A 16,707-nucleotide genomic window follows, 5' to 3' on the forward strand; every position below is an offset into this window, starting at 1 on the left:
ATGTGTATCATTACATTTTGAATTATATTTAAAGAAAATCAATAGTGACTTCTATTCTGAAAAAACCAATAAGCCAAAAGAAAAAAACAATTTTATCGTCATTATTTGGAAATAACCCAAGTTTGCCTTATATGCAGCGGTTGTGGAAAGAAGAAATTCGCCTGCACCCAAAGCGTATTTTAATTATTGTCGTGTTAACAATGATAATGGCTGGGCTGACAGCGTTATATCCGTTGGTGATTAAACGTGCATTAGATATGTTTAAGGATAACGATCCCAGAATTTTGTATCAAGTGCCTTTATTGGTGATTATGGTAACCGCTGCCAAAGCTGCATCGCAATATGGTCAGACATTAGCAATTCAAGGATTGGTGCTGGTTGTTATCCGTGGTCTTCAGAAGAAGATGTTTTTACATTTGGTGTATTCCGATGTTGCCAAAGTTGAAAAAGAAGCCCCCGCGCAATTAGCTTCACGGTTTACCACAGATGCTTTGTCGATCCGCGAAGCCATGATTAGGGTTGTGAATGCTTTTGGGGACAGTATTACCGTTGTTGGGTTGATTGCTTCTATGTTTTATATGGATTGGGAGCTTAGCTTGATTGCTGCATTATTATATCCGATTGCTGCGGTTCCTATTCAAAAACTAGGAAAAAAAGTTCGCCGTGCATCTGGAAATATGCAAGAGCAAATTGGTAAAACCGCAGCTTTATTAAATGAAACATTTGCTCAATCCAGAACAGTGCGTGTTTATGGAATGGAACAACGGGAAATTGAACGAACGGGGCAATCCTTTGATCAGCTTTATGACGCGACATTAAAAATTATCAGTGGTAGAGCAAGAGTTGATCCTATTATGGAAGTTCTTGGCGGAACGGCTGTTGCTGCTGTTCTTGGGTTTGCTGGATGGCGCGCTGCGATGGGTGGGGCGACACTGGGGGACTTTTCTGGTTTTGTGGCGGCATTATTGCTAGCAGCTCGTCCATTACGGGCATTGGGTTCCTTAAATGCAGCAATGCAAGAAGGGATTTCAGGGTTGGATCGTATCTTTAATATGATTGATGATCCAATCGAAATTAAAAATAAACAAAACACAGTCGCTTTGCCAGAAGGTCAGGGACAAATCAAATTCGAAGATGTGCATTTCATTCATCCTGGGCGGCAATTGGGGTTGCAAGGGTTAGATTTTAACGTTGCATCAGGACTAACGGTTGCTTTAGTGGGGCCTTCTGGGGCAGGAAAATCGACAGCATTAACGCTTATTCCAAGATTACATGACGTGCAAAAGGGACGTATTCTTTTTGATGGCGTTGATTTACGCGATCTGAAAATGGATGAATTACGCGCTGCGATTGCATATGTTCCACAAGATCCTTTATTGTTTGATATGTCGATTGTAGACAATATTTTGATTGGTAAATCTGATGCAACGAAGGCTGAACTTGACGAGGTGTTAGAGGGTGCAGCAATTAATCAATTTGTTCATAACTTACCCCAAGGCTTGAACACCAGAGTAGGATATGGTGGGCAGCTTTTATCTGGCGGTCAAAGGCAACGTGTTGCGTTGGCAAGGGCTTTGTTAAGAAATCCACGATTATTGTTACTTGATGAAGCAACAAGTGCGTTGGATACAGAAAGCGAATATATGGTTCAACAAGCATTGGCAAAGCTGCGAAAAGGTAGAACAACGTTAATTGTTGCCCACCGTTTATCAACAGTGCGTTCTGCTGATTTAATCGTTGTCATGTGTGATGGTTTAGTGGCAGAGTACGGAAATCATGAAACATTAATGGATTATAACGGGTTATATGCACGACTAGTGCAAACACAAGATTTGAATCGTTAATTATATTGTCTATTTATTAAAATAAATTACTGCTTTTAAAAGGAAAATCAATGGCACAAACAGAGGATGAGACAGATCAAGAATCTGTTTCAGCAGTCGACAACTCAGCAAAGAAAAAAGGTAGTTCTTTTAAAAAATTATTAATCATAGCAATATGTTTAATCTTAATTGTTTGTGCTGGTGTATATTGGTGGTTAACCCGCCATGATATTGATACAGATGACGCATTTACTGCCGGGCGAATTGTGTATATTGCCCCGCATGTGAATGGGTATGTTACGGCTCTTTTGGTTAATGATAATCAATTTGTTCATAAAGGTGATCTATTATTTAAAATTGATCCCAGAGATTATGAAGCTGCTAAGAAAGAGGCAGAAGGCAATTTAATCCGAGCGCAAGGGCAATATATTGCGTCGCAATATATGTTAGAAGTCGCAAAAAAGAATTATCCGGGCAAGCTTAAAGTTGCTCAAGGTGATTTAGGTATTGCTAAATCTCAGGCTTTCAAAGCTAAGACAGAATATGCAAGGCAGCATAGTATTGTTAAAGCTGCTACCACTCAACAAGCGATCGATAATTCAACAGCTGGTTACGAGCAAGCTAAGGCAGAGATTATTAAAGCAGAAGGTAATTTGTTAATTGCCGAACCTGTAGAAGCAAATATCCAAACCAATAATAGCCAAATTAATGAACAAAAAGGCGCGTTGGAAGCAGCTGAAGCAAAGTTACGCCAAGCAGAGCTTAATCTAGGTTGGACAGATGTCAGAGCCCCTCATGATGGTTGGATTTCAAAACGAAATATTGAACAGGGGAATTATGTCACCACGGGTCAGTCTGTGTTGGCGATCGTAGAACCAGAAGTGTGGGTTGTTGCCAATTACAAAGAAACTCAAATTACAGATATGCGCCCTGGGCAGAAAGTTAAGATTGAAGTTGATGCCTATCCATTTCTTGATTTAGAAGGACATATTGATTCTATTCAAGCAGGGACAGGCGCCGTGTTTAGCGCATTCCCTCCTGAGAATGCAACGGGGAACTATGTAAAAATTGTTCAACGTGTTCCCGTTAAAATCTTGATTGATAAGGGATTAGATCCGAAGATTCCTCTTGCCATAGGATTATCTGTTGTGCCAACGGTTTATACAAAATGAGCGAAATGGTCGTTACGGATGATAGCATTGACCGTAATACATGGAAACCAAAGCATAACCCATGGTTAATTGCAGTGGTAGTCACACTTGCTGCATTTATGGAAGTTTTGGATACAACGATTGTGAATGTATCGTTGCCTCATATTGCAGGCACATTGTCGACTACGTACGATAACGCGACGTGGTCTTTGACCTCTTATTTGGCTGCCAATGCTGTGGTTTTGACAATTTCTGGATGGCTTGGACGTGTTTTAGGGCGAAAACGGTATTTTCTGATTTGTATTGGGATGTTTACTTTATCCTCTTTTCTTTGTGGAATGGCCAGCAGTCTTGGAGAGTTAATTATTTTTCGGTTGATGCAAGGTTTTTTTGGCGGTGGATTACAACCTAATCAGCAATCCATTATTTTAGATATTTTCCCACCTGAAAAAAGAGGAGCAGCTTTTGGATTAACGGCTATGGCAACCGTTGTTGCACCTATTTTAGGGCCTTCGTTAGGAGGATGGATCACAGACAGTTATTCTTGGCGTTGGGTTTTTTACCTGAATGTTCCTATTGGTATTATCACGATTTTTGCGGTGATAATGTTACTGGAAGATCCGCCTTGGGCAAAAAAACGTAAAGAGAGCGTCGATGTTATCGGATTGACCTTGATTACTGTTGGATTGGCTTGTTTGGAAGTCATGGTTGATCGTGGTGAAGATGCAGATTGGTTTGGATCGACAGCGATTTGTTGGTTGGCATTTTTTGCTGTTGTTGGAATCGTTGGGGCAATCTTTTGGTTATTAAAAGCCAAAGACCCTGTGGTTGATTTGCGTGCCTTTAAAGATCGTAATTTTGCAGTAAGTTGTATTCTAATGGCGGGGCTGGGCGGATGCCTTTATGCTTCTGCTATTATTGTTCCTCAATTCTCACAACAAATTATTGGCTATACAGCGTTTCTTTCTGGCTTGGTCTTAACCCCAGGGGGAATTGTGATTGTAATTTTGATTCCTTTGGTGGGTCGATTAATTAATTTTGTGCAAATTCGATATGTCATTGCTTTTGGTTTTTTCTGGATGGGGACATCAATGTTTATTTCTGCACATTTGACCCCAACACTTGATTTTAATCATTTAGTGTTGTTTCGGATTGCTCAAACAGCTTGCTTAGCATTTTTGTTTGTACCTTTATCGACCATTGCTTTTATGACCATTCCTGCCAAATATAATGCCGATGCTTCTGCATTATTCAGTATGGTTCGAAATGTTTTAGGGGCTTTATGCATTTCTGGTGCCACAGCATTGGTAACGAATATGAGACAGATTAATCAAGCACATATTGTACATACAATGAGTCCATTAAATCAGCCATTTAATGAATATCTTGCACATATGAAAGCCGCTGCTCAACAGGCAGGCTATGCCGCTCATGAGCAGACGAATGTTGCAATGTCATATTTATATAAAGATTTTCAAAAACAAGTAGCAATTTTAGCTTATAACGACGTTTTTATGATTATTGGTTTTTGTGCATTCGCTTTCGTGCCTATTTGTTTTTTATTGGATGGATATACTGCTAGAAAGAAAAAATCAAAATAGAAACAAAAAAGACATTCTTTTAGGGAATGTCTTTTTCTATAAAATTCATACGATAAATAAATTATATGTGCGTATATTTCTTAAAATGATCTGATATTTTCATGTAAATATCATATTTATATCCTGTTTTAATTGTCTTTAACTCAGTGATATCGATCCATTTCCACTCATCAAATTCTTTTTCGACATGATTATCAAGATCGATATCCTCATCTTTTCCCGTAAAACGAACAGCGAACCATTTCTGAGTTTGCCCTTTATATTTTCCTTTTAACGGATTAAGGAGAACATCAGGAGGGAAGTCATAAGAAAGCCATTCCGGATATTCTTCTAATATCTCAATTTGATCTGTGCCAATTTCTTCAGCAAGTTCTCTTTTGATCGCTTCAGAAGGATTTTCATTGGCATCAATCCCACCTTGAGGAAATGACCAAATCCCTTCCTTAGCTAAATCATGTCGAAGTGCAATAAAGATTTTCCCTTTAGGATTAAAAATGATTGCAGCAACATTGGGACGATAAGGAAGGTCAGTCATAATACTTTATATTCTTTCAATTAATGCGCAGCAGGTTGATGTGTCTGAGGAGCCTGCTGTTTATTATCAGTAGGTTTATTCTCATTCGCAGGCTTCGGTGTGGCTGCAGCGGGCTTGTCCTTTTTCCACACATCCGGATGTGTCACTGGGTCTGGTTTGATTTCAGGAACAGGTGTTTCTTTTTCAACAGGCAAACCTGCCATAGAGCGAACAACCTTTAACCCTTGCTGTAATTGGAAGTCAGTTGCAGGTTTACTGTAATCATATTTAGGCCAGTTTTTAGGTGGCTGTTTAGGAATAGAGGTCGCAATTGCAGGAAGATCGTTTCGAATAACGGGTTTTTCTTTGTTACCACCTTCATTTTTAATGACGTGGTTCAAATCTGCTTCACGGATGCTGAATTCAGGTTCATCATAACTATCTTGCACAGGAATATCAGGCGTAATACCTAACCCCTGGATAGAACGACCAGAAGGGGTATAGTAACGTGCAATGGTTAAACGGATCGCGCCATTTCCAGGAATTGGCATAATGGATTGTACAGACCCTTTACCAAAGGTTTTACCACCAAGGATAATGGCTCTACGATGATCTTGTAAAGCACCAGAAACGATTTCACTTGCTGATGCAGAACCACCATTCGTTAAAACGACAATCGGCAAACCATTGGTAATATCTTTACCGGAAGCATTCCAACGATGATTTTCTTTTGGATCTCTGGCTTTTGTTGAAACAATAGCACCTTCTTTGATAAAGTCACGGCTGACAGCGATGGCTTGGTCGAGTAACCCACCGGGATCATTACGAAGATCAATAATAAGCCCTGCCAATTTTCCGCCAGCTTCTTTTTGTAGTTTATCGTATGCCTTCAGCATGCCTTTTTCGGTTTCTTCGTTGAATTGAGAAATACGAATATAACCAATTTTTCCATACAAAGCCGACTTAATGACTTGAATATGAATAATTTCACGTGTCATTGTGACTTTGATTGGCTTAGGTGTTTTTAAACGCAACAGAGTCAATGTAATAGGCGTATTGGGTTTACCACGCATTTTGTCAACAGCAGTATTTAATGGGGTTCCATCAATATTCTTTCCGTCAATCGCAATAATATAGTCGCCAGCTTTGATTCCAGCACGAGCCGCAGGCGTTCCATCAATAGGGGAAACTACTTTGATATGACCATCTTCTTCTTGGACTTCCAGCCCCAATCCACCAAATTCACCTTTGGTTTGGATTTCCATATTGTGATATTGTTTTTCAGTCATATAGGAACTGTGTGGATCAAGACCCGTTAACATTCCGTTTAGGGCATTTGTGATCAAATCACGATCAGAAACAGGTTCGACATAATTTGCACGGACACGCTCGAAAACATCACCAAATAAAGTTAATAAACGATATGTTTCAGCACTTTTATCAGCGTTAGTTTGATCTTTTTTTACTTCTTCAGCAAGCGCTTGGACCACTAAACTATGATTAGAAAAAGAAGACCACTGACCGAGCTGGGAACCAAGCCCAACACCAGCGATTAAAAAAGCAGTACCTACAAGCAGCCCTTTACGGAACTTCATGCTGATTTTCTCCTGACAATCTATCCCTTATGGGGGAGCGTTAAAGTAAATGATAAAAAGTAAAAATGTCATTGTAATGTTTGTATATAATTTTTCTAGTATAAAAATAGAAAAAAAGCGATCTATAAAAAAGGTGAAGGGTTAATTGTGCGTTCCCCACGGCGCAGCTGCACGAATAAAGTTGGGCGTCCTGCACCAGAGGATCCTGACCATGCGGGCATACGTCCAATCATCACACCTTTGCTGACACTTTGTCCAGCACCAACATTCAATGCACCCATCCCCGCCAAAACAAAGCGGTAATTTTTTCCACAGTTTAAGATAATCATTTGACCATATCCACGAAAAGAACTGGCAAATTCAACCTGTCCACTACAAGGCGCACGGACGGAAGCCATCGATTGTGGGGCATAGGTTGTTCCTTGCGCTGGCCCTGTATCGGTTGAGCTGCCCCACAGGGAAACGATACGACCAGCAACAGGTGCACCTTTGCTGCTTGATGTGCTAAGACCTGGGCCATCATTGCTTTGGGTAACAGTTTTAATTTCTTTCTTAGCAGCTTCAGCTTTGGCTTGATTACGTGCATGCTCTGCAGCAAGGGCTTCTGCCTTTAAACGTCTTTCAGCGGCTATTTTTGAAGCAGTAATCTTTTGAATAGCATCATTGATTGTATTGGCTTTTGCAGCAGCCTTCGCGGCGTCTTGAGAGACTTTAAATGCAGTGGATGCAGAACGCTGTTGAATGGCTCGGGCTTCTTTTGTAGCATTTGCAAGCTGGTCTCGTTGCTTTTCTTGTTCTTTATGTAACGCTTCTAACTTGGATGTCTCATCTGCTAATTTTACTTGTAAATCATTTAGTTCTTTTTTGTGTTGTTTGATGATTTTTGCTTTTTGTTCTAGCTGAGCAGAAACGCCTTTAATGATTGATAAACCAAGCGTTGAGCGGGACGAATTGATAGGAGCTGCAAGTAGGGTATCCGTTGGATATAGAGAAAGACGTTCAATAACTGGTAAGAACTTAGAAAATTGTTTTGATTCATCTTGGAGCTTTTGATTTAGAATCTCCATTTGTTTCTTTAATTGTTCAATTTGTTCTGACAGCTTTTCTGATTTTGTTTCTGTTTCTTGTAGTGCGCGGGTTGCTTTAAGCATTTCATTATTAAGAGCTTCGGCCTTTTTACGATCTTCAGCAGCTTGTTTGATGGCGCTTTCTTTTTGTTGTTTTAAATCTTTTAATGCTGTTGTGGCTTGCTGTTTTTGTTGTTGTAAGCGTTTTTGTGCATCTTTTGCTTGTTGTAAGGCATCTTTTGCTGACGTTGGTTTTTCTGCTTTAGCAGCAGAATTATTGAAAAAAAATAAAGCAGAGGAAAAGAAAAAGGCGCAACTTCCCCTTAAAACGATTTTTAAAAACCGCTTTGAAGAAAAAAGGGGATATTGCGTCGTCTTTTTCAGAAAACCCTCGTTTTATTCTGAGATTAATGTTTTGCCAGTCATTTCTTTAGGTTGAGGCAAATTCATTAAATGCAATAAAGTAGGAGCTAGATCAGCCAATCTTCCGTCGTGTAACTTCACTCCGGAAACACCCGCAAGGATGACAGGAACTTTATCAAGTGTATGTTGTGTATGGGGTTCCCCTGTAACAGGATCGACCATAATTTCACAATTTCCGTGATCTGCGGTAATAATCAACGCACCATTTTGTTGTTTGATCGCTTTGACAACTTCACCTAATGCTTGGTCAATAGCTTCTACAGCTTTAATCGCAGCATCCAGCATTCCTGTATGTCCGACCATGTCAGGATTAGCAAAATTCACCACAATCAAATCATATTTTTGACTGTTTATTGCCTCTACAATTTTAGACGTAAGTTCGGGCGCAGACATTTCTGGTTGTAAATCATAAGTAGCAACTTTTGGTGAGTTCACCAAAATGCGATCTTCACCAGGGAAGGGTTCTTCACGACCACCATTCAAGAAATAGGTAACATGAGGGTATTTCTCTGTTTCAGCAGAACGAAGCTGTTTTAACCCAGCTTTTGAAACCACTTCACCTAAGACATTGTCAATAGATTCTGGCGGAAATAAAACCCCCATATAGTTTGTAAGAACATCACTATATTGCGTCATTCCTAAAACTTTGGAGAATTTAACGATTTTGGAGCGAGTAAATCCATCAAAGTCAGGAAATAAGAACGCATTCATTAATTGACGAATACGGTCTGCACGGAAGTTAAAGGATAAAATACCATCGCCATCTTGCATGCCTTGGTAGTCATCGATAACAGTTGGTAAAATGAATTCATCAGTAATTTTTTCATGATAAGAATCTGTGATAGCCGATAAAGCATCCCCTTTATGTGGACCTTCACCTGAGATCAGCGCGTCATAAGCTTTTTGTACACGATCCCAACGTTTATCACGATCCATGGCGTAATAACGTCCAGAAACGGTTGCAACTTTCACTTCTTTAGGGAGTTCTTTTAAAGCTTCTGTAACAAATTCCTTAGCCGATTCAGGGGGGGTATCCCTGCCATCGGTAAAGATATGCAATGCAACTTTGATGCCTGCTGCGTGTAAAGATTTAGCCAAACCAACTGCATGATCTTGATGGGCATGAACCCCACCAGGAGAGAATAATCCAAGCAAATGGCATGTACCACCATTTTTCTTTAAGGTATCAATAAACTCAACCATTAATGGTTTTTGAAGAATAGAGCCATCTTTGACTGCTTTGCCAATTTTCGGCAGCTCTTGCATAATGATACGACCTGCACCAATACCCATATGACCGACTTCTGAATTACCCATTTGACCGTCAGGTAAACCAACATCTTCGCCACTTGCTTCAAGTAGAGCGTGTGGACATTCTTTTAATAAATAATCTAAATTAGGCGTATTTGCGTTTGCAATCGCGTTATTTTTACGTTCTGGATTATATCCAAACCCGTCAAGAATGGTTAACATGACTGGGCGATATTTATTTTGAGTCATTTTGATATCCTATTCCTTGAAACAAGTAAAAAATCAAATAAATGTTTTATAATGTGTATGTTAGAATGTACTAGTAAGAATATTATGGAGATGACTATAACATAATAACAGACATTGCTTGTGAATTTTTTCTATAAAATGAAGAAATGTTTTTTATAGTGAATATGATAATTTTTATCATCAGGAACAATATAAAGGTATATTATAATGACAAACCAATCAAAAAAAGAGTTTTTATGGGTTTCTGATCTGTCTGCTGAACAATTAAGAGTTATGCGTGATCATGGGACAGAACCCCCAGGTAGTAGCCCGCTCAATTATGAAACGCGCTCAGGGATTTATTATTGTGCAGGGTGTCATACGCCATTATTTCATGGGGATATGAAATATGATAGTGGTTGTGGTTGGCCAGCTTTTTTCACCGTTATCGATAATGCGGTTGAGACGGAAATCGATCATAGCCATCACATGGTAAGGACAGAAGTTCATTGCGCAAAATGTAAAGCACATTTAGGGCATGTTTTTCCAGATGGTCCCCAACCAACGGGTGAGCGATATTGTATCAATGGAATTTCGTTGAAGTTTAAAAAGGAAGAGTCTTAAGTATTAAGATATGTTTGAAAATGATTTTGATGTGTTTGCAATCAGCCAAAAACTTAACCCGATGATGGCAATGATGGATAACGCTAAAAAGGCTGTGCCATAATTACAATCTTTTGCAATGATGCCAGCAATAGAGGGGCTGAGGGCTGCACCGATTCCTTGAACTGTCATAATAATGCCTATGCCCGTATTAATCCGTCCCGATCCATCAAGGATGCGAGCGGTTAAACCAGGCACGGCAACGCCCATCAATCCAGCACCGACACCATCCAGCATTTGTACTGGGATTAAAATATCAGGATGTTGGATGAAACCAGCCAACAATCCTCTGACGGGTAAGGCAATTAAGGCAAAGATAAAAATAGATTTATAACCCTTTGTTTGTGCGACTTTGGCAGCTAATAAAGCCATAGGAACCATTGTAAGTTGAGCAATAATAATAGTTAATGCTGTATAAGCTCCAGGATTGCCTGCAGTGCCTCTGGCAACCATTGCTTGGCTTAATAAGGGGAGCATAGCAGCATTTGCTAAATGAAAAAAAGCAACGGTAATTGCGAGGACTATCATTGATCTCTTTTTTAATAAATCCAAGATAGATTGAGGATCTTTATGTGTTTCACTTAGACCTCGGGCTGCTTGATAATTAATGTTTTTAGGGCGAATAAATTGAATGGTTATTATAGATAATATTGTCCATACAATCATGAGGGCAAAAACAGCTTTTAATCCGAAATAATAACTAAAAACCCCAGCCATCATTGCTGAAAAAGCATTGCCACCATGATTATAAGATTCATTGCGCCCCAGCTGATGATTGTATCCTTTTTGCCCAACCAATCCTAGGGTTATTGCATTAATCGCAGGCGGAATAGCAGCCCCAGCAATAGCTGCTAAAATTTGTGCCGATATAGTCATATAAAAAACAGGATAAAAATAATTTAAACAACACGCGAGAATAATAACTAATGCAGAAACAATAATAACAGCGCGTTTAGCATGGATGATATCAGCCAAGGTACTAATAGGGGTAGTAACAATCATTCCTGTTAGACCACTGATGGTCATCACCCACCCAATTTGATCAACTTCCCAATGATGTTGTTGTAGAAATATAGCTAGAAAAGGCCCTAATCCATCCCTTACGTCTGATAGAAAAAAATTAAGAAGATTTAATGGGAGCAGGTTCATGATCGTTCTATAGAATATTAAATATATATAAAATGTTAATCTGTTTTCGAAATATTGAATAGAATATTATTTTGTTTGATGAGCATATATTATACAATTTGTCGGCTTCAGATGATTCATCAAATGAGTAATAAATGACCGAGATAAATTCACAAGCTCAAGAACAAATCTGAAAGAAAATTATAGAATATTTTTCTGATGAACTAAAGAGTTTTCCTAAGGAAATCAAGCTTGGTCTTGTTATAAACAAAGGTCGATATATTTTGAATTCCGAGCAAATTTATACGATATTGGCACATATCTCAGATGATACGGGTATATCAACGGTTTTATTACGAAGTATTTTCCCATATAGTCGTTTTTTTATTACAACTAAAGTAGATATTTCTATATCATTTGGGGTATTCTGTTTAATTATTGCTTCGATCACTTTTTTTATAGATCGAGACAATAATATTTTCTTTTTTTTTGTTTTTTTATCATGTTTACTTTTTACATTTGCACTTTTAAAATTTATTATAATTAGTCTTATTAGAATTCTTAAACCAGTATTAACAATTGCATCGTTTATCAAGACTATTACTGTTATTATTGATGAGCACCGTGATAAATTAACTTTTGGAATATCTATTCAAGATCGTCAAATATGGCGCACAAAGATTTATGAAATATGTTCTCGATATAAAAGTATATTTTGGTCAAAAGGCGAGTTTCTTCCTGCGTTGATCCTTCTTTTATCAGATCCTGACGGATATGCGTTATCGCTTATGATTGAGGAGTGCGCTGAAATAATGTCGCTTCCTTTTGAAATAATTGATAGCTCAAGAATATATGAAAAATATACTGATCTTAATGAGGATCAGTTGTTAACCGTCGTGCATTTTGAAGACTTATTAATTGATTTTTGGGCAGAAAATCAAATAAAAAACTGACTAAGCTCTATGCGCGATTTGTTATAATAAATCAATTATAAATTAAAATATTTTCGTAAAATTAAAAATTAATCGGATCAACAAAGTAGCTTAATAAACTATTTTTTTGTTGATCCAAATGGATGGTTAAACTCGTTCGACTTTGTATTTAGCTTGCAAACATTCGACAATTTCTTGAGAATGTTCTGCACTGCGTGCTTCAATCATAATTTCTAGTACGGCTGATTGCACGCTGGACGTCGTAAATAAACGTTGATGAGAAACTTCGATAATATTACCGTTCATTTCTGTGCCGATAATATGAGAAATATCAGCCAATACACCAGGACGATCAGGAATAAAGAACCGTAATCTTAGCAAACGTCCTTCACGTAATAGGGTACGTAGCAATGTGTTGGCTAAGATACGTGTATCAATATTAGCACCACTGATAGGGAAAGCAATATTCTTATTTTTGAAACGCTCTGGATAAGTTAAAATCGCAGCTAAAGCATTGGCTCCAGATCCTTCAGTGACTTGTTTAGCGTGTTCGGCAGTTAATGTAATGGCATCTTCAATCGCCTGTTCAGGAACGGAGATAATATCATGCACATGCTTTTTAATGACTTCGAACGGATATTGTCCTAATTTCCGAACAGCTGTTCCTTCGGCGATAGTGGCTCCGCCTAAAACAGGTAAATCTTTGTTTTGTGCCATGGAATAAGAAAAGAACTGCTCACTTTGCACGCCAATTACTTTGGTATATGGACGTAACGCAGCAGCAGCAATTGCAAACCCTGAAATTAATCCACCGCCACCTACGGGAACAAGTAAATAATCAAGTTCACCGGCATCTTCAAAAATTTCCAATGCCGCTGTGCCTTGCCCAGCCATAACAGCTGGATCGTCATAAGGATGAACAAAAATACGCCCTTCTTTGGCAGCTAATTCATCAGCGAATAAAGAGGCTTGGGCAAAATCTTCGCCTTCTAGGATAATTCTTGCGCCCCATGCAGCGGTTCGATTGACTTTTGCAACGGGGGTAAATTTCGGCATAACGATAATGGCATCAATACCCATTACTTGTGAATGACGAGCAACCCCCTGAGCATGATTACCAGCAGAAACGGTGATTACACCACGTTTCTTTTCTTCTTCAGTCAGCATTGCCAAACGATTAGCAGCACCACGTTCTTTAAAAGAACCGACAGACTGTAAGTTTTCAAGTTTTAATGTAAGATTAGCACCCACGCGCTTTGACAAAGATTGACAAGCAATGGTTGGAGTACGGGTGACGCGACCTTTGATCCGTTCTGCGGCAGCATAGATATCATCGATAGAAAGCATTATTTTTAACCAGACCTAGGCACCATAAGTAATATCAAGGATTTCATAAGAGCGGTCTCCACCTGGTGCAGGAACGGAAACTGTTGATCCTTTTTCTTTTCCAATTAAGGCTTTTGCCAATGGTGACGAAATAGAAAGCAACCCCTGTTTGATATCTGCTTCATGAACACCGACAATTTGATATGTCATTTCTTTGTCGGTTTCTTCGTCGACCAACACTACTTTAGCACCAAATTTGATAGTGCTTCCTGAAAGTGTAGAGGGGTCGATGACTTGTGCAGAAGAAATAATTTGCTCAAGTTCTAAAATACGTCCTTCAGTAAAAGATTGACGATCACGAGCAGCGTCATATTCTGCGTTTTCAGATAAATCACCATGGCTGCGTGCTTCAGCGATCGCACGAATAATTTCAGGGCGTTCTTTATCTTTAAGGCGACGAAGCTCTTCTTCCAGACGTTGAAGCCCTTGTGCCGTCATTGGAAATTTTTGCAAGATTTACTATCCTTTAAAAAACGAACAAGAAGATACTATACCGAAAATCAATATAATAATAAATAACTTTCTACGGAAACGAAGTAATGATTATCAAAATATTATTTATTGTTCAATAAATATGAAATATATCTGTAAAATATAGATTATAGAATAGGATTACAAAAGATGCAGTATCCGATAGTTGTGGGGCTTGTTGGTTTAGGAATAGGGCTGAGTTCAGTAACATATGCTGATAAAGTTGCGTATCCTAGTTTTGAGTATAAAGATTGGCAAATCGTTTGCGATAACACTCGTACATGTCGTGCCGCGGGATATTCTGCTGAAGAGGCTTCAAATCGTGTGAGTATCCTGTTAACCAGAAAGGCGGGTGTAGGGCAAGATGTATCAGTCAAAGTAAAATTTTCAGACATTTCTGATGATGGTAGTACTATTAACGAGCCTCATATAATTACCTTGAATATCAATAATCATTCTTATGGTGTAATTGGTAAGGTCATTAGTACAGAAGATAGAGCCCATTCATTAAATAAAACCCAGACAGATGCTTTAACCAAAGCGTTAAAAGGTACATCAACAATCACATTTATTGGTGAGGGCAAAGAGTGGGTTCTGTCAGGGAACGGAGCTGCGGCGACCTTATTAAAAATGGATGATATTCAAGGACGTGTTGGAACGCCATCTGCGTTGATCAAAAAAGGCGCTAAGTCAGAGGATAGTGTTTTACCCGCACTGGCTCAGCCTGTTATTCACCAACAACCTATTCCAAAAGAAGAACCAAAATTATGGCAAAGCAAAATTGATTGGAATATATTGAAAAAAGAGCTTCTTAGAGACAAGACATTCGAAGATGATGATCGTTGTGAGTTATTAACTGAAAAAGATACAAATTTAGGAAAGTTTGAGCCCCATGTTGTTGTGGTATTATCTCATAAACGTCTATTGGTTAGTGGTCTATGTTGGCGGGCGGCTTATAATGAGGGATATGGGTATTGGATTATTCAACAACAACAACCTTATAAACCTCAATTGATCACAACGATGGCAGATGTTACGTTGGAAGGTGACTTTAAAAAGAACAACACAATTGACTCTTTTATGAAGGGCAGAGGGCTTAGTGATTGTATATCTCGTATGTCTTGGGTATGGGATGGAGAGAATTTTGTTAAAACCTATGACGGTAACTCTGGAATGTGTCGGATGATCACTCTTGGTGGGGCATGGGATTTGCCAAGTTATATTGCCAAAGTTCAGTGAGTTTTATAAAATGACATCGTTAAAATGGTCTACTTATTCTGAACTATCAACGCAGCTTTCGAATATAGAAATTGATTGGTTGTTTAATCAAGGATCATTGACTAAACGTTTGGTTGAACTTAGCGACAACCAATTTTCTCTTGAAATATTATCCGAAAAAACACAAAAGTTGCGGCAAGATGAATGTGATTATTTAAATATATCTTCTTCATCACAACAGAGCGTAAGAGAAGTGCTTTTGAAGGGAAAAGAAATTCCTTGGGTCTATGCGCGAAGTATCATTCTTTGCAATAATATAGATCAAAATGATACAAGCATATTAATTAATATAGGCACGAACCCACTCGGTTCGATTTTATTTGAAAAAGATCAATTTGATCGCTCTGTTATAGAAGTAACAAAATACCCAGCTAACCTTTTATCATTTGAGCATTCCGATAATGATTTATGGGCTAGACGCTCAAAATTTAATAGTGATACGCACATTGTCTTGGTACAAGAAATATTTTTATCCGATATTTGGAGAGTTATACAATCTATAAAATAATGGATGATTGCATCATCATTTTATAGATTAGAAATTAGTTATTACACTAAATTATTCGGGAAATCTGCTGGTAACTCATTTGCAGCACAATTAATAACATCTTCATTATCGATCCCACGATCTTTAATAAAAGTAATATTAGCAAACTCATCAATAATTTCGATTGGATAGGTTGGTCCAGCTTCACGATAAAATTCCATCAAAGGCAAATTATCATTTTGAAAGCCTCTAGTTCTTTCGGGATGATTTAAAATCCAGCGAGGAAAAAATATGGTTCCTTGGTAAAAATTATCCTTTAGATTAATGATTATGCTGACATTGGTTCCTGTGGGTTCCGTCCAAGAAATTTTACATATTTCTGCAGCAATTCTGGCAATATGTACAGATTGACTTTTAACCCATCGTTGCCCGATAAGACCATTATGAATGCGATAATCGACGATGTTTTCGTTTTTGATATAAAGTTCGTAATTCCAACCATTATCATAGGTAAAAATTAATTGTCTACCAAGAAAATGTGAAAGATCTTTTCTATCAAAATGAGGCATGGAGATTTCCTTTAGTATTACCAGATCAAAAACATATAATAGAATTAGCTATTAGATTGTGTAATTATATTCAAATTACAATAGTTTGGTTAGTGAAATATCTTAGCTAAGCGCATTTTTGAGATAAATTGATAGCAATC

The 16,707-nt window shown here is 38.2% G+C and carries 16 protein-coding genes; 8 read left to right on the forward strand and 8 right to left on the reverse strand.

All coding sequences use genetic code 11. The annotated features are described in order from the left end of the window. The first annotated feature begins 131 nt into the window (after positions 1-131). From PQG54_RS01105 to PQG54_RS01115, 3 genes are read left to right on the forward strand one after another with little or no spacing between them, the layout of a single operon-like run. Positions 132-1,844, forward strand: a complete 1,713-nt coding sequence (locus tag PQG54_RS01105; protein ID WP_271789534.1) for an ABC transporter ATP-binding protein — start codon at positions 132-134, stop codon at positions 1,842-1,844. A gap of 50 nt (positions 1,845-1,894) precedes the next feature. Further along, positions 1,895-2,995: an HlyD family secretion protein gene (locus PQG54_RS01110; RefSeq protein ID WP_271789310.1), complete on the forward strand. Its 1,101-nt coding sequence runs from the start codon at positions 1,895-1,897 to the stop codon at positions 2,993-2,995. After that, on the forward strand, positions 2,992-4,575 hold the full coding sequence (locus PQG54_RS01115; RefSeq protein WP_271789309.1) for a DHA2 family efflux MFS transporter permease subunit: 1,584 nt from the start codon (positions 2,992-2,994) through the stop codon (positions 4,573-4,575). The genes PQG54_RS01110 and PQG54_RS01115 overlap by 4 nt, the downstream gene beginning before the upstream one ends. 61 nt (positions 4,576-4,636) lie before the next feature. On the opposite strand, the gene PQG54_RS01120 is transcribed toward PQG54_RS01115, so the two are convergent. From PQG54_RS01120 to PQG54_RS01130, 3 genes are all read right to left on the reverse strand, one after another. Further along, positions 4,637-5,110, reverse strand: a complete 474-nt coding sequence (locus tag PQG54_RS01120) for an RNA pyrophosphohydrolase (protein WP_271789308.1) — start codon at positions 5,108-5,110, stop codon at positions 4,637-4,639. Between the two features lie 20 nt (positions 5,111-5,130). After that, complete coding sequence (locus PQG54_RS01125; protein WP_271789307.1) at positions 5,131-6,684, reverse strand: S41 family peptidase; 1,554 nt, start codon at positions 6,682-6,684, stop codon at positions 5,131-5,133. A 122-nt stretch (positions 6,685-6,806) separates the two neighbouring features. After that, the gene (locus PQG54_RS01130; RefSeq protein WP_271789306.1) at positions 6,807-7,835 is read right to left on the reverse strand and encodes a murein hydrolase activator EnvC family protein; all 1,029 of its coding nucleotides are present in this window, start codon (positions 7,833-7,835) and stop codon (positions 6,807-6,809) included. Positions 7,836-7,884: 49 nt separating this feature from the next. Here PQG54_RS01130 and PQG54_RS01135 point away from each other — a divergent pair, with 49 nt between their 5' ends. Then, positions 7,885-8,190, forward strand: a complete 306-nt coding sequence (locus PQG54_RS01135) for a hypothetical protein (RefSeq protein ID WP_271789305.1) — start codon at positions 7,885-7,887, stop codon at positions 8,188-8,190. Here the strand turns inward: PQG54_RS01135 and gpmI are convergent. Then, the gene (gene gpmI / locus PQG54_RS01140; RefSeq protein ID WP_271789304.1) at positions 8,148-9,674 is read right to left on the reverse strand and encodes a 2,3-bisphosphoglycerate-independent phosphoglycerate mutase; all 1,527 of its coding nucleotides are present in this window, start codon (positions 9,672-9,674) and stop codon (positions 8,148-8,150) included. The two genes, PQG54_RS01135 and gpmI, sit on opposite strands and share 43 nt — an antisense overlap. A gap of 207 nt (positions 9,675-9,881) precedes the next feature. On the opposite strand from gpmI, the gene msrB reads away from it, so the two are divergent. After that, the gene (gene msrB / locus PQG54_RS01145; RefSeq protein WP_271789303.1) at positions 9,882-10,277 is read left to right on the forward strand and encodes a peptide-methionine (R)-S-oxide reductase MsrB; all 396 of its coding nucleotides are present in this window, start codon (positions 9,882-9,884) and stop codon (positions 10,275-10,277) included. Between the two features lie 3 nt (positions 10,278-10,280). On the opposite strand, the gene PQG54_RS01150 is transcribed toward msrB, so the two are convergent. Beyond that, positions 10,281-11,465, reverse strand: a complete 1,185-nt coding sequence (locus tag PQG54_RS01150; protein WP_271789302.1) for an MFS transporter — start codon at positions 11,463-11,465, stop codon at positions 10,281-10,283. Positions 11,466-11,728: 263 nt separating this feature from the next. On the opposite strand from PQG54_RS01150, the gene PQG54_RS01155 reads away from it, so the two are divergent. Continuing rightward, entirely contained in the window at positions 11,729-12,397 is a 669-nt protein-coding gene (locus PQG54_RS01155) for a hypothetical protein (RefSeq protein WP_271807697.1), read from the forward strand. 126 nt (positions 12,398-12,523) lie between these two features. Here PQG54_RS01155 and PQG54_RS01160 read toward each other — a convergent pair whose 3' ends face one another. Continuing rightward, complete coding sequence (locus PQG54_RS01160; protein WP_271789300.1) at positions 12,524-13,723, reverse strand: threonine ammonia-lyase; 1,200 nt, start codon at positions 13,721-13,723, stop codon at positions 12,524-12,526. A gap of 15 nt (positions 13,724-13,738) precedes the next feature. Then, complete coding sequence (greA, locus tag PQG54_RS01165) at positions 13,739-14,215, reverse strand: transcription elongation factor GreA (RefSeq protein ID WP_271789299.1); 477 nt, start codon at positions 14,213-14,215, stop codon at positions 13,739-13,741. Between the two features lie 168 nt (positions 14,216-14,383). Between greA and PQG54_RS01170 the strand changes: the two genes are divergently transcribed. Together PQG54_RS01170 and PQG54_RS01175 are read left to right on the forward strand one after the other, a co-directional pair. Beyond that, positions 14,384-15,472, forward strand: coding sequence for a DUF1176 domain-containing protein (locus tag PQG54_RS01170; RefSeq protein WP_271789298.1), 1,089 nt, complete (start codon positions 14,384-14,386; stop codon positions 15,470-15,472). Positions 15,473-15,482: 10 nt separating this feature from the next. Beyond that, a complete protein-coding gene (locus PQG54_RS01175; protein ID WP_271807698.1) occupies positions 15,483-16,019 on the forward strand; it encodes a chorismate--pyruvate lyase family protein in 537 nt (178 codons plus the stop codon). Between the two features lie 41 nt (positions 16,020-16,060). Here PQG54_RS01175 and PQG54_RS01180 read toward each other — a convergent pair whose 3' ends face one another. Then, positions 16,061-16,567, reverse strand: a complete 507-nt coding sequence (locus PQG54_RS01180) for a phenolic acid decarboxylase (protein ID WP_271789296.1) — start codon at positions 16,565-16,567, stop codon at positions 16,061-16,063. Positions 16,568-16,707 lie beyond the last annotated feature (140 nt).

The sequence above is a fragment of the Commensalibacter communis genome, from assembly GCF_947179015.1.
Lineage (GTDB): Bacteria > Pseudomonadota > Alphaproteobacteria > Acetobacterales > Acetobacteraceae > Commensalibacter > Commensalibacter communis.

What these genes read in the sequence shown, in the direction of transcription:
- PQG54_RS01175 (WP_271807698.1), top strand. Translation starts at nt 15,483, where the DNA reads ATGACATCGTTAAAATGGTCTACTTATTCTGAACTATCAACGCAGCTT.
- PQG54_RS01120 (WP_271789308.1), bottom strand. Translation starts at nt 5,110, where the DNA reads ATGACTGACCTTCCTTATCGTCCCAATGTTGCTGCAATCATTTTTAAT.
- PQG54_RS01115 (WP_271789309.1), top strand. Translation starts at nt 2,992, where the DNA reads ATGAGCGAAATGGTCGTTACGGATGATAGCATTGACCGTAATACATGG.
- PQG54_RS01105 (WP_271789534.1), top strand. Translation starts at nt 132, where the DNA reads ATGCAGCGGTTGTGGAAAGAAGAAATTCGCCTGCACCCAAAGCGTATT.
- PQG54_RS01170 (WP_271789298.1), top strand. Translation starts at nt 14,384, where the DNA reads ATGCAGTATCCGATAGTTGTGGGGCTTGTTGGTTTAGGAATAGGGCTG.
- PQG54_RS01135 (WP_271789305.1), top strand. Translation starts at nt 7,885, where the DNA reads ATGGCGCTTTCTTTTTGTTGTTTTAAATCTTTTAATGCTGTTGTGGCT.
- PQG54_RS01160 (WP_271789300.1), bottom strand. Translation starts at nt 13,723, where the DNA reads ATGCTTTCTATCGATGATATCTATGCTGCCGCAGAACGGATCAAAGGT.
- gpmI (WP_271789304.1), bottom strand. Translation starts at nt 9,674, where the DNA reads ATGACTCAAAATAAATATCGCCCAGTCATGTTAACCATTCTTGACGGG.
- PQG54_RS01180 (WP_271789296.1), bottom strand. Translation starts at nt 16,567, where the DNA reads ATGCCTCATTTTGATAGAAAAGATCTTTCACATTTTCTTGGTAGACAA.
- msrB (WP_271789303.1), top strand. Translation starts at nt 9,882, where the DNA reads ATGACAAACCAATCAAAAAAAGAGTTTTTATGGGTTTCTGATCTGTCT.
- PQG54_RS01125 (WP_271789307.1), bottom strand. Translation starts at nt 6,684, where the DNA reads ATGAAGTTCCGTAAAGGGCTGCTTGTAGGTACTGCTTTTTTAATCGCT.
- PQG54_RS01150 (WP_271789302.1), bottom strand. Translation starts at nt 11,465, where the DNA reads ATGAACCTGCTCCCATTAAATCTTCTTAATTTTTTTCTATCAGACGTA.
- PQG54_RS01110 (WP_271789310.1), top strand. Translation starts at nt 1,895, where the DNA reads ATGGCACAAACAGAGGATGAGACAGATCAAGAATCTGTTTCAGCAGTC.
- PQG54_RS01130 (WP_271789306.1), bottom strand. Translation starts at nt 7,835, where the DNA reads ATGCTTAAAGCAACCCGCGCACTACAAGAAACAGAAACAAAATCAGAA.